The following is a 20444-nucleotide window of genomic DNA, read 5'->3' on the forward strand; positions in this document are numbered from 1 at the left end:
AGCCTCAGATGCTCCAGCGAGCACTGAGCAGACGTTCATTCAACACGCCCGGGGCGACCGGTTTGGGTCGACGCGCCAGGGCGCTGTGGAACAGTTCGAGCGATTCCAGCAGGCGCTGCTCCAGCGCCGGCGCCAGTTGCGCGGCGGCACTGCCTTCGCCGTAGGCGATCTGGCTGTCGTCGGCGAAGATGCCTTGCAGGGTTTCCTGGGCCTTGAGCGCAGACAGTACCGGCTTGAGCGCGTAGTCCACAGCGAGCATGTGGGCGATGCTGCCGCCGGTTGCGATCGGCAGCACCACCTTGTGGTTCAGGGCGCGTTCGGGCAGCAGGTCGAGCAGGGTTTTCAGCGCACCGGCAAACGAAGCCTTGTACACCGGAGTGGCAACCACCAAGCCGTCGGCCTGCTCTACCAACTGCAGAAAATGCTGCACCCTGGGGCTGTCGAAGCGTGCATGCAGCAGGTCTTCGGCGGGAAAGTCGCGTACCTGGAATGTCACCACTTCCACGCCCTGGCCCTGCAGCCACTGGCGGCTGCGCTCAAGCAGGACGCCGGAGCGCGAACGCAGACTGGGACTACCACCGAGAGAAACAACCAGCATTGGAGCGCATCCTTGATCGTGTTCTAGAGGGCCGCGAGTTGCAGTTCTCGCTGGAGTGGAGTGACCTTAACAGCTCGATACATATATCTATAAATCATATTTTTTCATTTGTTTATTCTTTACGGAACTATAGGGGCATCGCGGGGCAAGCCCGCTCCTACCGGCCTCCAGGGGAATAAAAAAAGGGCCGTAAACGGCCCGAGTTCCCTGCTATGGCTAAAGATCAACGATTGGGTTGCGGGGTCAGGCGCAGGTATGGCTTGACCGCCCGGTAACCCTTGGGAAAGCGGCGCTTGATTTCGTCTTCATCCTTGAGCGATGGCACGATCACCACTTCGTCACCGTCCTGCCAGTTGGCCGGGGTGGCAACCTTGTGGTTGTCGGTCAGTTGCAGCGAATCGATTACCCGCAAGATCTCGTGGAAGTTGCGCCCGGTGCTGGCCGGATAGGTGATGGTCAGGCGGATCTTCTTGTTCGGGTCGATGACGAACAGGGAACGCACCGTCAGGGTGTCGCTGGCATTGGGATGAATCAGGTCGTAGAGGTCGGAAACCTTGCGATCGGCATCAGCCAGGATCGGGAAGTTGACGACAGTGTTCTGGGTTTCGTTGATGTCTTCGATCCAGCGGTGGTGCGAATCGACCGGGTCCACCGACAGGGCAATGGCCTTGACCCCGCGCTCGGCGAACTGCTCTTTGAGCTTGGCGGTGAAGCCCAGTTCGGTGGTGCACACCGGGGTAAAGTCGGCCGGGTGAGAGAACAGCACGCCCCAGCTGTCGCCCAGCCATTCGTGGAAGCGGATCTTGCCGGCGCTGGAATCCTGTTCGAAGTCGGGGGCGATATCGCCGAGTCTGAGGCTCATGGTGCGGCTCCTTGGCTGGGTTCGTTATGGCTTCACTGTGCCTGCTTCCTGCTGAAATTAAAAAGAATAAATATCGATTTATTTAGAACTAACAGAAATATTAAAAAACAGGCAAAACAACGCCCGCGCGGCACAGGGCCGGGCGGGCGCGCTTTTCTCGCCTTACAGCAGCGGGATGGAGTAGCTGAGGATCAGACGGTTTTCGTCCTGGTCCTTGGTGTTGGCAATGTCGCTGCGCCAGGTGGCGTTTTTCCACATGATGCCCAGGCCCTTGAGGGTGCCTTCCGGTACCACGTAGGCCACGGTGATATCACGTTCCCACTCGGTACGGTCACCGATTGCCGAATCGATGTTATCGCCTTTGAGGTAGGTGACGCCGGCAGTAGCGCCCGCCAGGCCGACCTTGGCGAAATCGTAGGAGTAGCGAGCCTGCCAGGTACGCTCACCGGCACGGCCGAACTTCTGGATCTGCGAGTCGGTGATGGTGTAGTTGGACGAGCCGTCACCCTGGTTCAGCCAAGGGAAGTCGCTGTCACCGCTAGAGACCTGGTAACCGCCACCGAAGGTGTGACCCTGGACGGTGTAGAGGAACAGGGCGCTGTACAGATCGTTATCAACCTTGCCCTTGGTGCCGTTGCCGTACCAGCCGCTGGTGAAGTAGGCCGGATCGTTGCTGTTGGCGCCGTCGTCAGTGCTGTGGAAGTAACGGAAGTCGGACTTCAGCACGCCCGGGCCGATTGCCCAGTTGTGTACCGCACCCAGGAAGTGCTGTTTGTAGAAGTCTTCCAGGTTGCCATAGTAGTACTGCAGCAGCAGGTCCTTGGTGACCTTGTAGTCGGCACCGGCGTAGAGGAACTTGTTGCTGAACTTGCCGGTACGGGCGTTGTTGGCGCCAGCGATCGACATTTCTTCGTTGTTGCTGGAGTTACGGCCTTTGACGTGCTCGATCTGACCACCGATCAGGGTCAGGTCCTTGAACTCGTTCGAGGTGATCTGACCACCTTCGAAGGTTTGCGGCAGCAGGCGACCATCGTTGTACGAGATGACCGGCAGCTTCGGCAGCAGGGTGCCGTAGCGCAGTTCGGTCTGGGAAATCTTGGCCTTGGCGGTCAGGCCCAGGCTGGAGTACTCGTCGACTGCACGACCGTTGCTGTCGGTCGGGAACACCGAACCACCATAGGAGGCGCTGGTCGGGTTGCCATGACGGCCCTTGCCCGAGTCCAGACGCACGCCCAACAGGGCAATAGCGTCAACACCAAAGCCGACGGTGCCCTGGGTGAAGCCCGAGGCGTAATCGACCTGGAAGCCCTGACCCCATTCTTCCTGGTAGTTGGTGCTGGTGTTGGTACCGTGGTTACGGTTGTCGGTGTTGATATAGAAGTTGCGCAGCTTCAGTGTTGCCTTGCTGTCTTCGATGAAGCCGGCAGCACCCGCCTGCTGGGCCAGAACCCCAACGGCCACGGCAAGTGCCAAGGTGGACTTGTACATGTTTTGCTCCTCTACGTTCTAATTCTTGTGTGTCGCTTACGGCAGGATCTTTGTGTCCCGCTCGACGTCGATGGGCGATTAGCACCAAAGGGTGACCGTCAAGTCAATCGTAACTATTCATTTCACTACTTTGGTCTAATGCACCAGCGGTGGGGGTGAAGGATAATGACAATCCTATAAATCCAAAAAGACTTATTTCGTAATTTTTCAGATTATTACGGAATATCACCCAAGATTTTTCTTCGCTGCCGTTATCGGCACATAAGCTAATTCCTAAAGGATATTTCAAAGCGGTTTTTTAGATCGCTTAGCTTCGTCGATCCTTCCCCTTCGACAAAGTAGCCCTCATGGCCAGGCCATCATTGCGTTTCCTCTGCGCCCTGACCTTGACCAGCGTCACTTTTGTCGCCCAGGCCGATGGCGCCTATAGGCTGGAGCGGGCTTGCCCCGCGATGACTCCCCCCTTTCGCAAGCCTTAAATCAATTGGCTCCTAAGCTAATGCTAAAAGGTTATTTATTTTAACTTTCTTAGATCATCTAGTCTTATCCCACACCAACACAATCGCCCGCCTGACAAGGAGTTAACCATGACCCTGCATGCTCCCCTGCGCCTGTTCGCCGCCCTGACCCTGGCCGGCACCAGCTGGTTTGCCCAGGCGGCCGACCTGACGGTGGCCTACCAGACCACCGTCGACCCGGCGAAAGTCGCCCAGGTCGACGGCACCTACGAGAAAACCAGCAAGGCCGATATCGACTGGCGCAAATTCGACAGCGGCGCCGACGTGATCACCGCCGTGGCCTCCGGCGACGTACAGATCGGCTACCTCGGCTCCAGCCCGCTGGCCGCCGCTGCGACCCGCAAACTGCCGGTGGAAACCTTCCTGATCGCCACCCAGATCGGCGCAGCCGAAGCCCTGGTCGCCCGCGACGGCGCCGGCATCAACTCGCCACAGGACCTGATCGGCAAGAAGATTGCCGTGCCGTTCGTCTCCACCGGTCACTACAGCCTGCTGGCCGCACTCAAGCAATGGAACATCGACCCAGCCAAGGTACAGATCCTCAACCTCGCGCCACCGGCAATCATCGCCGCCTGGAAGCGCGGCGACATCGACGCCACCTACGTCTGGGACCCGGCCCTGGGCGTGGCCAAGGAAAACGGCAAGGTGCTGATCACCTCCGCTGAGTTGGCCGAAAAAGGCGCGCCGACTTTCGATGCCTGGATCGTGCGCAAGGACTTCGCCGCCAAGCACCCGGAGATCGTCAAGGCCTTCGCCAAGGTCACCCTCGATGCCTACGCCGACTACCGCAAGGACCCGCAAGCGTGGCTGGCAAACCAGAGTAACGTCGACAAGCTGGTCAAGCTCTCCGGCGCCAAGGCGGCTGACATCCCTGGCCTGCTGCAAGGCAACGTGTTCCCGCTGGCCGCTGACCAGGTCGCAGCACTCGGTGCACCGACCACCCAGGCAATCACCGACACCGCCACCTTCCTCAAGGAGCAAGGCAAGGTCGAAGCGGTGCTGCCGGACTACGCGCCTTACGTCAGCGCCAAATTCATCGCCAACTGAGACTCGGAGCAGACCATGGCCCTGTTACAACTGGAGCGCATCAGCGCACAGTACCCCGGCGCGGCCGAGCCGGTGCTGGCCGATATCAACCTGAGCCTGGGCCCGCAGCAATTGCTGGTGGCCCTCGGCCCTTCGGGCAGCGGCAAGACCTCGTTGCTCAACCTGATTGCCGGTTTCGTGGCGCCCAGCAGTGGCCGTATCACCCTCGACGGCGAGCCGGTACAAGGTCCGGGCGCCGAGCGCGGCGTGGTGTTCCAGGATGATGCTCTACTGCCCTGGCAAGACGTGCTGGCCAACGTCGCCTTCGGCCTGGAACTGGCCGGCGTGCCACGCGCCAGCCGCGAGAAAAAGGCCCGCGAAATGCTCGCCCTGGTCGACCTGGCGGACTTCGGCAACCGGCGCATCTGGCAATTGTCCGGTGGCCAGAAGCAGCGCGTGGGCCTGGCCCGGGCGCTGGCCGCCGATCCGCGGGTTCTGCTGATGGACGAGCCGTTCGGCGCGCTGGATGCCTTTACCCGTGAACAGATGCAGGAGTTGCTGTTGCAGGTCTGGCAGCGTACCGCCAAGCCGGTATTCCTGATTACCCACGACATTGAAGAGGCGGTGTTCCTCGCCACCGAACTGGTGTTGCTGGCGCCGAACCCCGGGCAGATCGTCGAACGCCTGCAACTGGACTTTGGCCAGCGCTACAGCGCCGGCGAGTCGGCCCGTTCGATCAAGTCCGACCCGCGCTTTATCGAAACCCGCGAGCACGTGCTGGCCCGGGTGTTCTCCCAACGCAGTGCCGCAACGCGGCAGGAGTCCGCATGAGCAGCCTGGATGTCCCGGTAGCGAGCAAACGCACCGCCAGCCACACTGCGCCGAGCAAACCCCGGCGCAGCCTGAGCACCCGCTGGATCAGCGGCCTGACCCTGGCCACGCTGTTGCTGCTGTGGTGGGCGGTGACCGCCGCCGAATGGATCGAGCCACTTTTTTTGCCCTCGCCGGAAGCGGTGCTGGGCAAGGCCTGGTTGCTGCTGACCCAGGGCTACATGGAGTCCACCCTGTGGCAGCACCTGGGCGCCAGCCTGCAACGTATCGGCCTGGCCCTTGGCGCGGCGATTGTCACGGCAATCCCGATCGGCATCGCCATCGGCCATAACCGTATAGCCCGCGGCATTCTCGACCCGCTGATCGAGTTCTACCGGCCGATTCCGCCCCTGGCCTACCTGCCACTGATCGTGATCTGGTGCGGTATCGGCGAGCTGTCGAAAGTGCTGCTGATTTACCTGGCGATCTTCGCCCCGATCGCCATTGCCACCGCCACTGGCGTGCGCACCGTCGACCCGACCAGGCTGCGCGCGGCGCAGTCGCTGGGCGCCACCCGTTGGCAGCTGATTCGCCACGTGATTTTGCCCAGCGCCCTGCCCGACATTCTTACCGGCGTACGCATTGGCCTGGGGGTTGGCTGGTCAACCCTGGTGGCCGCCGAGCTGATCGCCGCCACCAGCGGCCTGGGTTTCATGGTGCAGTCGGCGGCGCAGTTTTTGGTCACCGACGTGGTGGTGCTGGGCATCCTGGTGATCGCCTTGATTGCCTTCGCCCTGGAAATGGGCCTGCGCGCCCTGCAGCGCAAGCTGGTGCCCTGGCACGGCCAGAGCCATTGAAACCGAACAGAGAACAACCATGAGCCTGACCATTACCCCGCTGAGCCCGGCGCTCGGCGCCCAGATCAGCGGCATCGACCTCAGCCGCGAAATCAACAAAGAACAACGCGACGCCATCGAACAGGCGCTGCTCAAGCACCAGGTACTGTTCTTTCGCGACCAGCCGATCAACCCGCAGCAGCAGGCCGATTTCGCCGCGCGCTTTGGCGACCTGCATATCCACCCGATCTACCCCAATGTACCGGAAACCCCGCAGGTGCTGGTGCTCGACACCGCCGTCACCGACGTGCGCGACAACGCCATCTGGCACACCGATGTGACCTTCCTGCCAACCCCGGCACTGGGTGCGGTGCTCAGTGCCAAGCAACTGCCGGCCTACGGTGGCGATACCTTGTGGGCCAGTGGCATTGCTGCCTATGAGGCACTGTCGGCACCGCTGCAGCAGCTGTTGGCTGGCCTCACCGCCACCCATGATTTCACCAAGTCGTTCCCGCTGGAGCGTTTCGGCACCACCCCTGAGGACCTGGCGCGCTGGGAAACGGCACGGCGTAACAACCCGCCGCTGTCGCACCCGGTAATCCGTACCCACCCGGTGAGCAAGCGCAAGGCACTGTTCGTCAATGAGGGCTTCACCACCCGCATCAACGAACTGAGCGAGGCTGAAAGCGAGGCGATTCTCAAGCTGCTGTTCGCCCACGCGACCCGCCCGGAGTTCACCATTCGCTGGCGCTGGCAGGAAAACGACGTGGCGTTCTGGGATAACCGCGTGACCCAGCATTACGCGGTGGATGATTACCGGCCGGCGCGGCGGGTGATGCACCGGGCGACGATTCTCGGGGATGCGCCGTTTTAAGATCCATCGCGGTCTTGCCCGCTCCCAGCAGTCCACACTGTGGGAGCGGGCAAGACCGCGATGCTTTTAGCGCACCAGATGCAAGAACTGCATATGCCGTTCGTACTGATCCAGAATGTCGTTGATGATCTGCTCCTTGCTGTAGCCCACCAGGTCATAGTCCTGGCTGCCCTCGCTCAGGTGCACCTCGGCACGGTAGTAACGACGGTTCTTCAGCTCCTGGGTACCCAGGCCGCCCAAGGCAAATGACGGCGTGAAGTAACCGCGCATCTGCACCTGGTAAATGAACGGCTGCTCTTCGCCATGGCCGATCTTCAAGCTGACGTTGTCGTGGCTCGGGTCTTCCTGGGTGATGACGTGCAGGCCCTTCTCGCTAAACACCTCGGTCACCTCGGCAATCGCCGGGCGCACCACGTCGTCCATGAAGCGGTACACCTCGTCGCGTGACGGGAAGTGCACGGCCTGGCTCAGGCGCTGACGCCAGCCACCGCGGCCGCGCCGCGAATTGGCGAACGGCGCCAGCGAATGCAACTGGGCGATCTGTCGTTGCGACTCCAGATAGAAGGCCTTGTGCAGGCCCCACATCATCAGCAACAAGATCACCGAGAACGGCAGCGAGGTGAGCACTACCGCCGATTTCAGCGAATCGATACTGCCGGCGAACAGCAAGCCGCTGGTCACCAGTGCGGTCATCGCGCCCCAGAACACCCGCAGCCAGTTCGGCCCGTCTTCATCGGCATTGCCGCCACGGGCGGAGAGGGTCGAGAGCACCACGGTGCCGGAGTCTGCCGAGGTGACGAAGAACACGAAGCTGATGAACACCGTGACGGCGATCACCGCCTTGCTCCACGGGTAGGTTTCCAGCAACAGGTAGAGGGTCATCGACGGGTTATCGAGGGCCGACTGGCCCAGCGCGGTCATGCCGTGCTCGAGCACTTGGAACAACGCGCTGTTACCAAAGATCGACATCCACGCCAGGGTGAAGCCCAGCGGAATCAGCAACACGCCGAAGACGAACTCGCGGATGGTCCGGCCGCGGGAAATCCGCGCGATGAACAGGCCGACAAACGGCGCCCAGGCAATCCACCAGGCCCAGTAGAACACCGTCCAGCCGCCCAGCCACTCATTGGCCTGGTTGTAGGCGTAGACGTCAAAACTCTTGCGCGGCAAGGCGCCAAGATAGTCACCGAGGTTCTGGATCAGGGTGTTGAACAGGTGCTGGGTAGGGCCGGCGAACAGCACGAACAGCAGCAGCGCGCAGGCCAGGAACATGTTGATGTCGGACATCACCCGCACGCCCTTCTCGACCCCGGCAACCGCCACCGCGACCGCCGCGCCCATCATCAGGGTGATGAGGATCACCTGCACCCACTGGGTGTGCGGCACGCCGAACAGGTAGTCCAGGCCGGAGTTCAGGTGCAACACGCCAAAGCCCATGTCGGCGCCCAGGCCGAACACCGTGGCGATGATGCCGAAGCCGTCGACGGCATAACCAATCGGACCGTTGATGCGCTTGCCAATCAACGGATACAGCGCCGAGCGCAGGGCCAGCGGCAGGTTATGGCGGTAGGCGAAATAGGCCAGGGCCATGCCGACAAAGGCGAACACCCCCCAGCCATGCAGGCCCCAGTGCAGGAACAGCAACTGCATGGCCTGGCGCCCGGCCTCGACCGTGCCGGCCTCGCCTTGCGGCGGCTGCAGCATGTGGGTCAGGGGTTCGGAGACGCAGAAGAAGAACAGGGTAATGCTGATGCCGGCGGCGAACAGCATGCCGGCCCAGGACAGGTAGCTGAACTCGGGCTCGTCGTGGTCGGCACCGAGCTTGATCTTGCCGTAGCCAGACAAGGCGGTGACCACCACGAAGACCAGGTACAGGGTCATCGCCAGCATGTAGTACCAGCCAACGGTGTTGGCCGCCCAGTTCTGCGCCGCCAGCAGCCACTCGCCAGCGGCTTGCGGGTTGCTGATGACCACCAGGCCGAATATCAGGATAAAGCTCGCCGCGAAGTAGAAAACCGGCGGGTTCATGCGGATCTTGCCGCTGGATTCGGAGCTGGGTGCACTCATCGGATGTGCACCTCGCCGAGGGGGGAGAAGCTTGGATTGAACGGGTTCAGCAAAGGGTTTCCTCCTGTTGAACACCGGCAGCGGACCACCGTTTTAACTTGAACAAGCGTTCAAGTTAAACATGGATGGGGGTCGCGATGCGACCCGTTGCCGCAAGCCAAGCTTCGGATCACCTACTTCTGGGTACCGTCATCGTGCTGCAGATTGGCCTGGGTCAGGTTGCTGCCCGGCGCCACGCTGCGGGTCAGCCAGACGTTACCGCCGATGGTCGAACCCTTGCCAATGGTGATTCGTCCCAGAATAGTCGCGCCGGCATAAATCACCACGTCGTCCTCGACAATGGGGTGACGCGGATGGCCCTTCTGCAACTGCCCGTCCTCGTCCGCCGGGAAGCGCTTGGCGCCCAGGGTCACGGCCTGGTAGATGCGTACTCGCTCACCGATGATCGCCGTTTCGCCGATCACCACGCCGGTGCCGTGGTCGATGAAGAAGCTCGGGCCGATCTGCGCCCCCGGATGAATGTCGATGCCGGTGGCCGAGTGCGCCAGCTCCGAGCTGATCCGCGCCAGCAATGGCAGGCCAGCGCGGTACAGATGGTGGGCCAGGCGGTGGTGAATCACCGCGAGGATGCCCGGGTAGCACAGCAGCACTTCATCGACGCTGCGCGCCGCCGGGTCGCCATGAAAAGCGGCCAGCACATCGGTATCGAGGATGCTGCGCAGGCTTGGCAGGGCGGCGGCAAAGTCCTGGATCAGGCGCAGCGCCGTGGCGTCGATCTCGGCCGTGGCCTGCTTGCCGTGGCGCGCCACGTAGCGCAGCTCCAGGCGCGCCTGGGCGAGCAAGGCGGTCAGCGCGGCATCGAGGGTATGGCCAACATAGAAGTCTTCGCTCTCTTCACGCAGGTCGACCGGGCCCAGGCGCATGGGGAACAGGGCACCACACAACTGCTCGAGAATATGGCGCATGGCCTCGCGTGACGGCAGCTCGCGGCCGCCCTGCTCGCCGCTGCTGCGCCCGTTACTGCTGCGCCACTGGTCGCGGGCGGCACGCAGCTGGCCGACGATGGTCTGCAACTGCCAATGCCCTGTTTGCGCGTTGTCGCTCACGGTTACCTCTCCTGCTGCAGCGGCGGTCGGTGGATGGTGGTGCCGCCGAAGTGCCGATTACTTTACGGCAATTTCCTGCGACAGAAAAAATAACCCTTTATTCCAGAACGCAATAAAGGTGGCATAAGCCCGGGAGTTGCCCACCTGCCCCGGGCTGCCTATAGTCGAATTTTACCTAGCCGACGTGACCCCATGATCGACCGACAGCTTGCCCGCTTCAATCGTCTGGACCTGCTTGGCGCCCCTACCGCGCTGGAAAAACTGCATCGGCTGTCAGCCTGGGCCGGCCGCGACATCTACGTCAAACGCGACGACTGCACGCCGTTGGCGCTGGGCGGCAACAAACTGCGCAAGCTCGAATACCTGGCCGCCGATGCCCTGGCCAAGGGCGCCGACACCCTGGTCACCGCAGGCGCCATCCAGTCCAACCATGTGCGCCAGACCGCGGCGCTGGCCGCGCAACTGGGCCTGGCCTGCGTAGCCTTGCTGGAAAACCCGATCGCCAGCGACTCAGCCAACTACCAGCACAACGGCAACCGCCTGTTGCTGGAGCTGTTCGACGCCAAGGTCGAGCTGGTCGATAACCTCGACAATGCCGACGAACAACTGCAGGCCCTGGCCGTGCGCCTGCACGCCAGTGGCCGCAAGCCCTACATCGTGCCGATTGGCGGCTCCAACGCCCTCGGTGCCCTGGGGTATGTACGCGCAGGCCTGGAGCTGGCCGAACAGATCGAACATTGCGGCGAGCAGTTCGCCGGGGTGCTGCTGGCCTCCGGCAGTGCCGGTACCCACAGCGGCCTGGCCATCGCCCTGGCAGAAAAACTGCCGAAGCTGCCGGTGATCGGCGTCACCGTGTCGCGCAGCGACGAAGACCAGCGCCCGAAAGTCCAGGGCCTGGCCGAGCGCACCGCCGAGCTGCTGGGCCTGCGCCTGCCGGCCACCTTCAAGATCGAATTGTGGGATGAGTACTTCGCCCCGCGCTATGGCGAACCGAACGCCGGTACCCTCGCCGCCATCCGCCTGCTGGCCAGCCAGGAAGGCTTGCTGCTTGACCCGGTATACACCGGCAAGGCCATGGCCGGGCTGCTTGATGGTATTGCCCGTCAGCGATTCGATGACGGCCCGCTGATTTTTCTGCATACCGGTGGGGCCCCGGCATTATTCGCCTACCCTGAGGTCTGGAACGGCTAATTAACATAGCCTGAAATAATATAAGAAAATGAATTTATATTATTTTTAAGACTAAAAGCGTCACCCTATAGTCAGCGCCACACTCACAACAACATTGGGGCTAACCATGAAGATTTCCGCTTTCGGTAAACAGGCAGTCGCCGCAGGTCTCGGTCTGCTGCTCGGCGCCAGCCTGCTCGGCCAGGCTGTCGCTGGTGAGCAACTGCAGCAGATCAAAGACAAGGGCGTGATCAACATCGGCCTTGAAGGCACTTATCCACCGTTCAGCTTCGTCGATGCCGACGGCAAGCTGGCCGGCTTCGAAGTGGAGCTTTCCGAAGCCCTGGCCAAGGAGTTGGGGGTCAAGGTCAAGCTGCAGCCGACCAAGTGGGACGGCATCCTCGCCGCACTGGAGTCCAAGCGCCTGGACGCGGTGGTGAACCAGGTGACCATCTCCGATGAGCGCAAGAAAAAGTACGACTTCTCCGCGCCCTACACTGTTTCCGGGATTCAGGCGCTGGTGCTGACGAAAAAGGCCGCCGAGCTGAACATCAAGTCCGCTGCCGATCTGGGCGGCAAGAAAGTCGGCGTGGGCCTGGGCACCAACTACGAACAGTGGGTCAAAGCCAACGTGCCAACCGCTGACGTGCGCACCTACGAAGACGATCCGACCAAGTTCCAGGACCTGCGCGTGGGTCGTATCGACGCCATCCTGATCGACCGTCTGGCCGCCCTGGAATACGCCAAGAAAGCCAAGGACACCACCGCCGCCGGTGACGCCTTCTCCCGCCAGGAAGCCGGTATCGCCCTGCGCAAAGGCGAGCCGGAACTGCTGGCAGCAGTGAACAAAGCTCTCGACAAGCTACGCGCCGACGGCACACTGAAAAAGCTTTCGGAAAAGTACTTCAACGCTGACGTCACCCAATAATGGAAGCAGCTTTGCAACTGGCGCTGGAGTCCGCGCCCTTTTTGCTCAAGGGCGCGTACTACACGGTAATTCTCAGCCTTGGCGGGATGTTCTTCGGCCTGCTGCTGGGCTTTGGCCTGGCGCTGATGCGCCTGTCGTCGATCAAGCTGCTGAGCTGGACGGCGCGGGTCTACGTGTCGTTCTTTCGCGGCACGCCGCTGCTGGTGCAGCTGTTCATGATCTACTACGGCCTGCCGCAACTGGGCATCGAGCTCGACCCGCTGCCCGCAGCGTTGATCGGCTTCTCGCTGAACATGGCCGCCTACGCCTGTGAAATCCTCCGCGCCGCGATCAGTTCCATCGACCGCGGCCAGTGGGAGGCTGCCGCCAGCATCGGCATGACCCGTGGCCAGGCCATGCGCCGGGCAATCCTGCCGCAAGCGGCGCGCACCGCCTTGCCGCCACTGGGCAACAGCTTTATTTCGCTGGTCAAGGACACCGCCCTGGCCGCCACCATCCAGGTGCCGGAGCTGTTCCGCCAGGCGCAGCTGATTACTGCGCGCACCTTCGAGATCTTCACCATGTACCTTGCCGCCGCACTGATCTACTGGGTGCTGGCCAGCGTTCTCGCGCACCTGCAGAACCGCCTGGAAGCGCGGGTCAACCGGCACGACCAGGAGTCCTGAGGCATGATCGAGGTACAACGACTGAGCAAGCAGTTCAACGGCCAGACCGTGCTCGATGACATCAGCCTCAAGGTCGAGGCCGGCGAGGTGATCGCCATCATCGGCCCCAGCGGCTCCGGCAAGACCACCTTCCTGCGTTGCCTGAACCTGCTGGAAACCCCCAGCAGCGGGAGCATCACGGTCGGCAAGGTAGAAATCGACGCCAACCGCCCGCTGGGCCAGCAAAGCGGGCTGATCCGCCAGTTGCGTCAGGAGGTCGGCTTCGTGTTTCAGAACTTCAACCTGTTCCCCCATCGCACGGCGCTGGAGAACGTCATCGAAGGCCCGCTGGTGGTCAAGAAGACCCCGCGCGAGCAAGCCGTGGCCCTGGGCATGAAGCTGCTGGCCAAGGTCGGCCTGGCCGGCAAGGAAGCCGCCTACCCGCGCAAGCTCTCCGGCGGCCAGCAACAGCGAGTGGCGATTGCCCGGGCCCTGGCGATGGAGCCGGAAGTGATCCTCTTCGACGAGCCGACCTCGGCGCTCGACCCCGAGCTGGTCGGTGAAGTGCTGGCGACCATTCGTGGCCTGGCCGAAGAAAAGCGCACCATGATCATCGTCACCCACGAGATGAGTTTTGCCCGCGACGTGGCCAACCGGGTGATCTTCTTCGACAAGGGCGTGATCGTTGAACAGGGCGAAGCCAAGGCGCTGTTCGCCCACCCCAAGGAAGAACGCACACGCCAGTTCCTGAGCAAATTCCTCGGTACGCAAAATACCGGCTACTGAGTTTTCCCCGACCTTTCCCCGCCCCTCTTACAGCGCCTGCCCAGCCCCGGCAGGGGTTCGTCCAGCGACCGCCAAGTACTTCTATATTTATTCCTAAAAGTTAGTTTATTTAATTTTTATACGCTATTAGGGTATATGCACCGGACCACCGGACCAGCGCAATTTTGTCGTCGCAACCCGCGCCGACGTTTTCAATTCGTGAGGTAGGTATGGTCAGGAACACAATCACCCCAGTGCGTAACGCCAGGGCATTGAGTGCAGCCAAGGAGCGGTACTGATGTCCAATCTGGCAGAAACCACAGTCCACAGCGATCTGGACAGCGCCCCGCTGTTGCTGCCGGCCAAGGTGCTGAGCAGCGACGAACAAGCCCTGCAGGCAGCCCACGAGCTGGCCGAAGCAGCGCGCACCCAGGCGGCCAAGCGCGACCAGCAACGCAAGCTGCCCTGGGCAGAAATCGAACAGTTCACCCGCAGCGGCCTTGGCAGCATCAGCATCCCGCGCGCCTTTGGCGGCGCGCAGGTGTCGTTTGTCACCATCGCCGAAGTCTTTCGCATCATCAGCGCCGCCGACCCGGCGCTGGGGCAGATCCCGCAAAACCAGTTCGGCATCCTGCAACTGCTCAAAGGCACCGCCACGCAGCGGCAGAAAGAGCTGCTGTTCACCTCGGTGCTCGATGGCTGGCGCATCGGCAATGCGGGGCCGGAACGCGGCACCAAACACACCCTGGACCTCAAGGCACGGATCACCCGCGAGGGCGATCACTATGTGCTCAGCGGCCAGAAGTTCTACTCCACCGGCGCCCTGTTTGCCCATTGGGTCGCGGTCAAGGCGCTGAACGATGACGGCCGTCAGGTCATGGCCTTTGTCCGCCGCGGCACCCCGGGCCTGCGCATCGTCGATGACTGGTCCGGCTTCGGCCAGCGCACCACCGCCAGCGGCACCGTGCTGCTGGACAAGGTGCAGGTCGATGCGGAACTGGTGATCGACACCTGGAAACAGAGCGAAGTAGCAAACATCCAGGGCGCGGCTTCGCAGCTGATCCAGGCGGCCATCGATGCCGGTATCGCCGAAGCGGCGATTGCCGACACCATCGCCTTCGTTCGCGACAAAGCCCGGCCATGGATCGACGCCAAGGTCGATCGCGCCAGCGATGATCTGTATGTAATCGCCGACGTCGGCCGCCTGCAGCTTGAGCTGCATGCCGCCCAGGCGCTGCTTTCCAAGGCTGCGCGGGTGCTCGACGAAGTCAGCGCCGCGCCGGTCGATGCCGCTGCGGCCGCTCGCGCTTCGATTGCCGTGGCCGAAGCCAAGGTGCTGACCACCGAGATTTCGCTGCTGGCCAGCGAGAAGCTCTTCGAGCTCTCCGGCAGCCGCGCCACCCTGGCCGAGTTCAACCTCGACCGGCACTGGCGCAATGCTCGCGTGCACACCCTGCACGATCCGGTGCGCTGGAAATACCACGCCGTCGGCGCCTATCACCTCAACGGTACCTTGCCTGCCCGGCACTCCTGGATTTGACCAGACCACTGGAGCCCTGTTTATGAGCCTTTTGCCACAACCGCACGCCAACGTCGCGGTCATCCACACTGACGCCCAGGCATTGCAAGTCGCCGAGGAAATCGCCGTCCAGCTGCGCCGCGACAGCGCCCTGCGCGACCGCGAACGACGCCTGCCACACCCTGAACTTGAACTATTCTCGCGCTCCGGCCTGTGGGGCATCAGCGTACCCAAGGCCTTTGGTGGCGCTGGCGTATCGAACGTCACCCTGGCCAAGGTCATCGCCCGCATCGCCCAGGCGGACGCCTCGCTGGGGCAGATTCCGCAGAACCACTTCTATGCCCTGGAAGTGCTGCGGGTCAACGGCAGCGCGGCGCAACAGCAGCGCCTGTATGCCGAAGTACTGGCCGGCCAGCGCTTGGGCAATGCCCTGGCCGAGCTGGGCACCAAGACCGCCCACGACCGCACCACCGCCCTGAGCCGCGACGGCGATGCTTACCGCATCAACGGGCGCAAGTTCTACGCCACCGGTGCGCTCTATGCCCAGCGTATTCCCACCTCGGTTGTCGATGAGGACGGCATCCAGCGCCTGGCCTTCGTCCCGGCAGACAGCTCCGGGCTGAAGGTCATCGACGACTGGAGCGGCTTCGGCCAGCGCACCACCGGCAGCGGTTCGGTGCTGTTCGATAACGTCCAGGTTGGCGCCGAAGACGTGCTGCCGTTCCAGAGCGCCTTCGAGCGCCCGACCACGGTCGGCCCGCTGGCGCAGATCCTCCACGCCGCCATCGACACCGGCATCGCCCGCGCCGCCTACGAAGATGCCCTGCACTTCGTGCGCACCCGCAGCCGGCCATGGGTCGACTCCGGGGTCGATAAGGCCAGCGAAGATCCACTGACGGTGAAATCCTTCGGCCACCTGGCGATCCGTTTGCACGCCACTGAAGCGCTGCTCGAACGCGCCGGCGAATACCTCGACCGCGCCCAGGCCGAGCCCAATGCCACAACCGTCGCCGCCGCCTCCATCGCCGTGGCCGAAGCGCGGGCGATCAGCACCGAGATTTCCCTCGCCGCCGGCACCACTCTGTTCGAGCTGTCGGGCAGCCAGGCCACCCTGGCCGAGCATGGCCTCGACCGGCACTGGCGCAACGCCCGGGTGCACACCCTGCACGACCCGGTGCGCTGGAAGTACCACGCCATCGGCAACTACTACCTCAACGATGAAAACCCACCGTTGCGGGGCACCATCTGATGGCCAAGAAAAAGATCCTGCTCAACGCCTTCAACATGAACTGCGTTGGCCATATCAACCACGGCCTGTGGACCCACCCGCGAGACAACTCGAGCCAGTACAAAACCCTCGAATACTGGACCGAGCTTGCCCAGTTGCTCGAGCGCGGGCTGTTCGACGGGCTGTTCATCGCCGATATCGTCGGTGTCTACGACGTCTACCAGCAGTCGGTCGATGTACCGCTCAAAGAGTCGATCCAGCTACCGGTCAACGACCCGCTGCTGCTGGTCTCGGCAATGGCCGCGGTCACCCGCAACCTGGGTTTCGGCCTGACCGCCAACCTCACCTACGAGCCGCCGTACCTGTTTGCCCGGCGCCTTTCCACACTCGACCACCTGAGCCGTGGCCGGGTCGGCTGGAACATCGTCACCGGCTACCTCGACAGCGCCGCCAAGGCCATGGGCCTGGACCAGCAACCCGAGCACGACCGCCGCTATGACCAGGCCGACGAGTACCTGCAGGTGCTGTACAAGCTCTGGGAAGGCAGCTGGGAAGACGGCGCGGTGCTCAACGACCGCCAGCAGCGGATCTACGCCCAGCCGGACAAGGTGCACAAGGTCAAGCATCAAGGCGAGTTCTACCGGGTCGAGGGCTATCACCTCTGCGAGCCGTCGCCGCAGCGTACGCCGGTGCTGTTCCAGGCTGGCAGCTCCGAGCGTGGCCTGGGCTTTGCCGGCAACCATGCCGAATGCGTGTTCATCAGCGGCCAGAACAAGGCCGCCACCCGCGCCCAGGTCGACAAGGTCCGCGCTGCCGCCGTCGCAGCCGGGCGCGACCCGCAGGCCATCAAGGTGTTCATGGGCCTGACGGTGATCGTCGCCCGCACCGAAGAACAGGCCAAGGCCAAGCACGCCGAGTACCTGCGCTATGCCAGCCCCGAGGCCGGTGTTGCGCACTTTGCCAGTTCCACCGCTATCGATTTTTCCGAGTACGAACTGGACGAGCCGATCCAGTACGTGAAAAGCAATGCCATCCAGTCTGCCACCAAGAACCTGCAGAACAACGACTGGACCCGGCGCAAGCTGCTCGAACAGCACGCTCTGGGCGGGCGCTACATCACCCTGATCGGCTCGCCGACCCAGGTCGCCGACGCGCTGGAAAGCTGGATCGCCGAAACCGGCCTCGACGGTTTCAACCTGGCGCGCACGGTCACCCCGGAAAGCTATGTCGACTTCATCGACCTGGTCATCCCCGAGTTGCAACACCGCGGCTCGTACAAGACCGCCTACGAACAGGGCAGCCTGCGCGAAAAACTCTTCGCCAGCGACCAGCCTCACCTGCCGGCAGACCATCCTGGCGCCAGCTATCGCCACACCACCACGACCCCGACGGGAGCGCTACAGCATGCTTAAGACCTTTATTGCCCGCCCGGTCGCAGCCCTGGCCTTGAGCCTCGGCCTGTTCGGCGCCGCCCAGGCCGCCGATGCCCTGAAAGTCGGCACCACCGCAGCCTTCTCGATCCCGCTTGAAGCCGCCGTCAGCGAGGCCAAGAAACAGGGCCTGGACGTCGAACTGATCGAGTTCAGCGACTGGATCGCGCCGAATGTCAGCCTGGCGGCCGGCGACATCGACGTGAACTACTTCCAGCACATCCCGTTCCTGGAAAACGCCAAGGCTGCTGCCGGTTTCGACCTGGTGCCCTTCGCCCCGGGGATCATCAACAACGTCGGCCTGTATTCGAAAAAGTACAAGAGCTTCGCCGAGCTGCCCGAGGGCGCCAGCGTGGCCATCGCCAACGACCCGATCAACAGCGGCCGCGGTTTGCAGTTGCTGGCCAAGGCCGGCCTGATCACCCTCAAGCCCGGCGTCGGCTACAAGGCCACCGAAGAAGACATTGTCGCCAATCCGAAGAAGCTGAAGATCCTCCAGGTTGAAGCAGTACAACTGGTGCGTGCCTACGACGACGCCGACCTGGTTCAGGGCTACCCGGCCTACATCCGCCTGGCCAAGACCTTCGACGCCACTTCGGCGCTGCTGTTCGACGGCCTCGACCACAAGGAATACGTGATCCAGTTCGTCATCCGCCGGCAGAGCAAGGACGACCCGCGCCTGGCCAGGTTCATCGACATCTACCAGCACTCGCCGGTGGTGCGTGCTGCCCTCGACCAGGCCCACGGCAAGCTCTACCAAGCCGGCTGGGAGAGCTGAAATGAGCGCCATCAGCGCCCGCGTGGCGCAGGAGCAGCAGGCCACTTTCGCGCCCCTGCAACAGGCCCGGCAACGGGCCTTGCACCCGGAGCTGGGCAACGCCCATGTACGCTTCATTGGCCTCGGCAAGACGTACCCTGGCCAACAGGCCCCGGCGCTGGACGGCATCGACCTGAACATCCAGCACGGCGAGATCTTCGGCATCATCGGCCGCAGCGGCGCCGGCAAGTCGTCGCTGATCCGCACCATCAACCGCCTCGAGCAACCCAGCCAGGGTCGGGTGCTGATCGACCAGGTAGACATCGGCGAGTACGACGAAGACCGCCTGGTGCGCCTGCGCCGGCGCATCGGCATGATCTTCCAGCACTTCAACCTGATGTCGGCCAAGACCGTCTGGCAGAACGTCGAGCTACCGCTCAAGGTCGCCGGCGTGCCCAAGGCCGAGCGCCAGCGCAAGGTTGCCCAATTGCTGGAACTGGTCGGCCTGCAGGAGAAGCATCACGTCTACCCGGCGCAGTTGTCCGGCGGGCAGAAGCAGCGCGTCGGCATTGCCCGGGCGCTGGTGCATGACCCCGAGATCCTGCTGTGTGACGAGGCTACGTCGGCACTCGACCCGGAAACCACCGAGTCGATCCTCGGCCTGCTACGCGATATCAACCAGCGCCTGGGTTTGACCATCGTGTTGATCACCCACGAGATGGCGGTGATCCGCGATATCTGCCACCGGGTGGTGGTGCTCGAGCGTGGGCGCATCGTTGAACAAGGCGCTGTCTGGCAGGTGTTCGGCGATCCGCAGCATGAGGTCAGCAAGACCCTGCTCGCGCCCTTGCAGCCTGCTCTGCCAGCTGCGTTGCAGGCTCGCTTGCAGCCGCACCCGCCGGGGCCTGAGGCAGCACTGGTGTTGAGCTTGCGGGTGAGTGGCAAAGACAAGCATGCGCCGGAATTGTCTTCATTATTCGCCTTGCTCGGCGGTCGGATCAGCTTGCTGCAAGGCGGCATCGAACCGATCCAGGGCCGCGCGTTGGGGCAACTTGTTGTGTCGGTGGCCAACTCGCCGCACCGCCACGAGCAAGTGATTGAGCGCGCCCGGCAATGGGCGGCACAAGTGGAGGTATTGGGTTATGTGGTTTGATCGCTTGCTCCAGGGCGTGCTCGACACCCTGCTGATGGTCGGCGTCTCATCGCTGATCGCCCTGCTCGCCGGCGTGCCGCTGGCGGTGATCCTGGTCACCAGTGGCAAGGGCGGGATCTTTGAAGCGCCTGCCCTGAACCGGGTGCTCGGCGCCTTCGTCAACCTGTTCCGCTCGATTCCGTTCCTGATCCTGATGGTGGCCTTGATTCCCTTCACTCGCTTGATCGTCGGCACCACCTACGGCGTCTGGGCGGCAGTGGTACCGCTGACCATTGCCGCCACACCGTTCTTTGCGCGCATTGCCGAAGTCAGCCTGCGCGAGGTCGACCACGGCCTGATCGAAGCGGCCCAGGCCATGGGCTGCCGGCGCTGGCATATCGTCTGGCATGTACTGCTGCCCGAAGCCCTGCCGGGCATCGTTGGCGGCTTTACCATCACCCTGGTGACCATGATCAACTCCTCGGCCATGGCCGGCGCCATTGGTGCCGGAGGCCTGGGCGACATCGCCTACCGCTATGGCTACCAGCGCTTCGACAGCCAGATCATGCTGACGGTGATCGTCATGCTGGTGGTGCTGGTGGCGTTGATTCAGCTGGGCGGGGACCGGTTGGCGAAGGGCTTGAACAAGCGCTGAATTTATCGCGGGTCAAGTCGAGACGTCGTAC

General features: G+C 62.9%; 19 protein-coding genes. 14 read left to right on the plus strand and 5 right to left on the minus strand.

Going from position 1 to position 20444, the window contains the following annotated elements:
• Window positions 1-4: 4 nt before the first annotated feature.
• From ssuE to LOY37_RS26080, 3 genes are all read right to left on the minus strand, one after another.
• On the minus strand, window positions 5-598 hold the full coding sequence (ssuE, locus tag LOY37_RS26070) for an NADPH-dependent FMN reductase (protein ID WP_045201154.1): 594 nt from the start codon (window positions 596-598) through the stop codon (window positions 5-7).
• Window positions 599-821: 223 nt separating this feature from the next.
• A complete protein-coding gene (locus LOY37_RS26075; RefSeq protein ID WP_045201153.1) occupies window positions 822-1460 on the minus strand; it encodes a peroxiredoxin in 639 nt (212 codons plus the stop codon).
• 162 nt (window positions 1461-1622) lie between these two features.
• Window positions 1623-2948: an OprD family porin gene (locus LOY37_RS26080; protein WP_093378368.1), complete on the minus strand. Its 1326-nt coding sequence runs from the start codon at window positions 2946-2948 to the stop codon at window positions 1623-1625.
• A 587-nt stretch (window positions 2949-3535) separates the two neighbouring features.
• Here LOY37_RS26080 and tauA point away from each other — a divergent pair.
• Genes tauA through tauD form a run of 4 tightly spaced genes read left to right on the plus strand, consistent with a single transcriptional unit; the run spans window position 3536 to window position 7012 of the window.
• Window positions 3536-4513, plus strand: coding sequence for a taurine ABC transporter substrate-binding protein (gene tauA / locus LOY37_RS26085; RefSeq protein ID WP_045201151.1), 978 nt, complete (start codon window positions 3536-3538; stop codon window positions 4511-4513).
• Window positions 4514-4528: 15 nt separating this feature from the next.
• Window positions 4529-5323 carry a taurine ABC transporter ATP-binding subunit gene (gene tauB / locus LOY37_RS26090; RefSeq protein ID WP_045201150.1) on the plus strand — a complete coding sequence of 265 codons (795 nt, stop codon included), beginning with the start codon at window positions 4529-4531 and terminating at the stop codon, window positions 5321-5323.
• Entirely contained in the window at window positions 5320-6159 is an 840-nt protein-coding gene (gene tauC / locus LOY37_RS26095) for a taurine ABC transporter permease TauC (RefSeq protein ID WP_093378363.1), read from the plus strand. Before tauB ends, tauC begins: the two co-directional genes overlap by 4 nt.
• A gap of 19 nt (window positions 6160-6178) precedes the next feature.
• Window positions 6179-7012, plus strand: a complete 834-nt coding sequence (gene tauD, locus LOY37_RS26100) for a taurine dioxygenase (protein ID WP_093378359.1) — start codon at window positions 6179-6181, stop codon at window positions 7010-7012.
• A 66-nt stretch (window positions 7013-7078) separates the two neighbouring features.
• Here tauD and betT read toward each other — a convergent pair whose 3' ends face one another.
• Complete coding sequence (betT, locus tag LOY37_RS26105; protein WP_045201147.1) at window positions 7079-9079, minus strand: choline transporter BetT; 2001 nt, start codon at window positions 9077-9079, stop codon at window positions 7079-7081.
• A gap of 173 nt (window positions 9080-9252) precedes the next feature.
• The gene (gene epsC / locus LOY37_RS26110) at window positions 9253-10185 is read right to left on the minus strand and encodes a serine O-acetyltransferase EpsC (protein ID WP_045201146.1); all 933 of its coding nucleotides are present in this window, start codon (window positions 10183-10185) and stop codon (window positions 9253-9255) included.
• A gap of 192 nt (window positions 10186-10377) precedes the next feature.
• Here epsC and LOY37_RS26115 point away from each other — a divergent pair, with 192 nt between their 5' ends.
• The 10 genes from LOY37_RS26115 (at window position 10378) to LOY37_RS26160 (ending at window position 20413) form a co-directional block, all read left to right on the plus strand.
• Window positions 10378-11376 carry a D-cysteine desulfhydrase gene (locus LOY37_RS26115; RefSeq protein WP_093378354.1) on the plus strand — a complete coding sequence of 333 codons (999 nt, stop codon included), beginning with the start codon at window positions 10378-10380 and terminating at the stop codon, window positions 11374-11376.
• A gap of 106 nt (window positions 11377-11482) precedes the next feature.
• The gene (gene tcyJ, locus LOY37_RS26120; RefSeq protein ID WP_093378350.1) at window positions 11483-12283 is read left to right on the plus strand and encodes a cystine ABC transporter substrate-binding protein; all 801 of its coding nucleotides are present in this window, start codon (window positions 11483-11485) and stop codon (window positions 12281-12283) included.
• Window positions 12283-12948: a cystine ABC transporter permease gene (gene tcyL / locus LOY37_RS26125; protein WP_123565219.1), complete on the plus strand. Its 666-nt coding sequence runs from the start codon at window positions 12283-12285 to the stop codon at window positions 12946-12948. The genes tcyJ and tcyL overlap by 1 nt, the downstream gene beginning before the upstream one ends.
• Before the next feature lie 3 nt (window positions 12949-12951).
• Window positions 12952-13713, plus strand: a complete 762-nt coding sequence (gene tcyN / locus LOY37_RS26130; protein WP_258716026.1) for an L-cystine ABC transporter ATP-binding protein TcyN — start codon at window positions 12952-12954, stop codon at window positions 13711-13713.
• 277 nt (window positions 13714-13990) lie between these two features.
• Window positions 13991-15232 carry an SfnB family sulfur acquisition oxidoreductase gene (locus tag LOY37_RS26135; protein ID WP_258716027.1) on the plus strand — a complete coding sequence of 414 codons (1242 nt, stop codon included), beginning with the start codon at window positions 13991-13993 and terminating at the stop codon, window positions 15230-15232.
• A gap of 22 nt (window positions 15233-15254) precedes the next feature.
• A complete protein-coding gene (locus tag LOY37_RS26140) occupies window positions 15255-16460 on the plus strand; it encodes an SfnB family sulfur acquisition oxidoreductase (protein ID WP_258716028.1) in 1206 nt (401 codons plus the stop codon).
• Window positions 16460-17851, plus strand: a complete 1392-nt coding sequence (locus tag LOY37_RS26145) for an LLM class flavin-dependent oxidoreductase (RefSeq protein ID WP_258716029.1) — start codon at window positions 16460-16462, stop codon at window positions 17849-17851. The genes LOY37_RS26140 and LOY37_RS26145 overlap by 1 nt, the downstream gene beginning before the upstream one ends.
• Window positions 17844-18647, plus strand: a complete 804-nt coding sequence (locus LOY37_RS26150) for a MetQ/NlpA family ABC transporter substrate-binding protein (RefSeq protein ID WP_258716030.1) — start codon at window positions 17844-17846, stop codon at window positions 18645-18647. Before LOY37_RS26145 ends, LOY37_RS26150 begins: the two co-directional genes overlap by 8 nt.
• Before the next feature lies 1 nt (window position 18648).
• A complete protein-coding gene (locus LOY37_RS26155; protein ID WP_258716031.1) occupies window positions 18649-19779 on the plus strand; it encodes a methionine ABC transporter ATP-binding protein in 1131 nt (376 codons plus the stop codon).
• Window positions 19769-20413, plus strand: a complete 645-nt coding sequence (locus LOY37_RS26160) for a methionine ABC transporter permease (protein ID WP_093378325.1) — start codon at window positions 19769-19771, stop codon at window positions 20411-20413. The genes LOY37_RS26155 and LOY37_RS26160 overlap by 11 nt, the downstream gene beginning before the upstream one ends.
• Window positions 20414-20444: the final 31 nt, after the last annotated feature.

Source organism: Pseudomonas sp. B21-012 (assembly GCF_024749305.1).
Taxonomy (GTDB): domain Bacteria; phylum Pseudomonadota; class Gammaproteobacteria; order Pseudomonadales; family Pseudomonadaceae; genus Aquipseudomonas.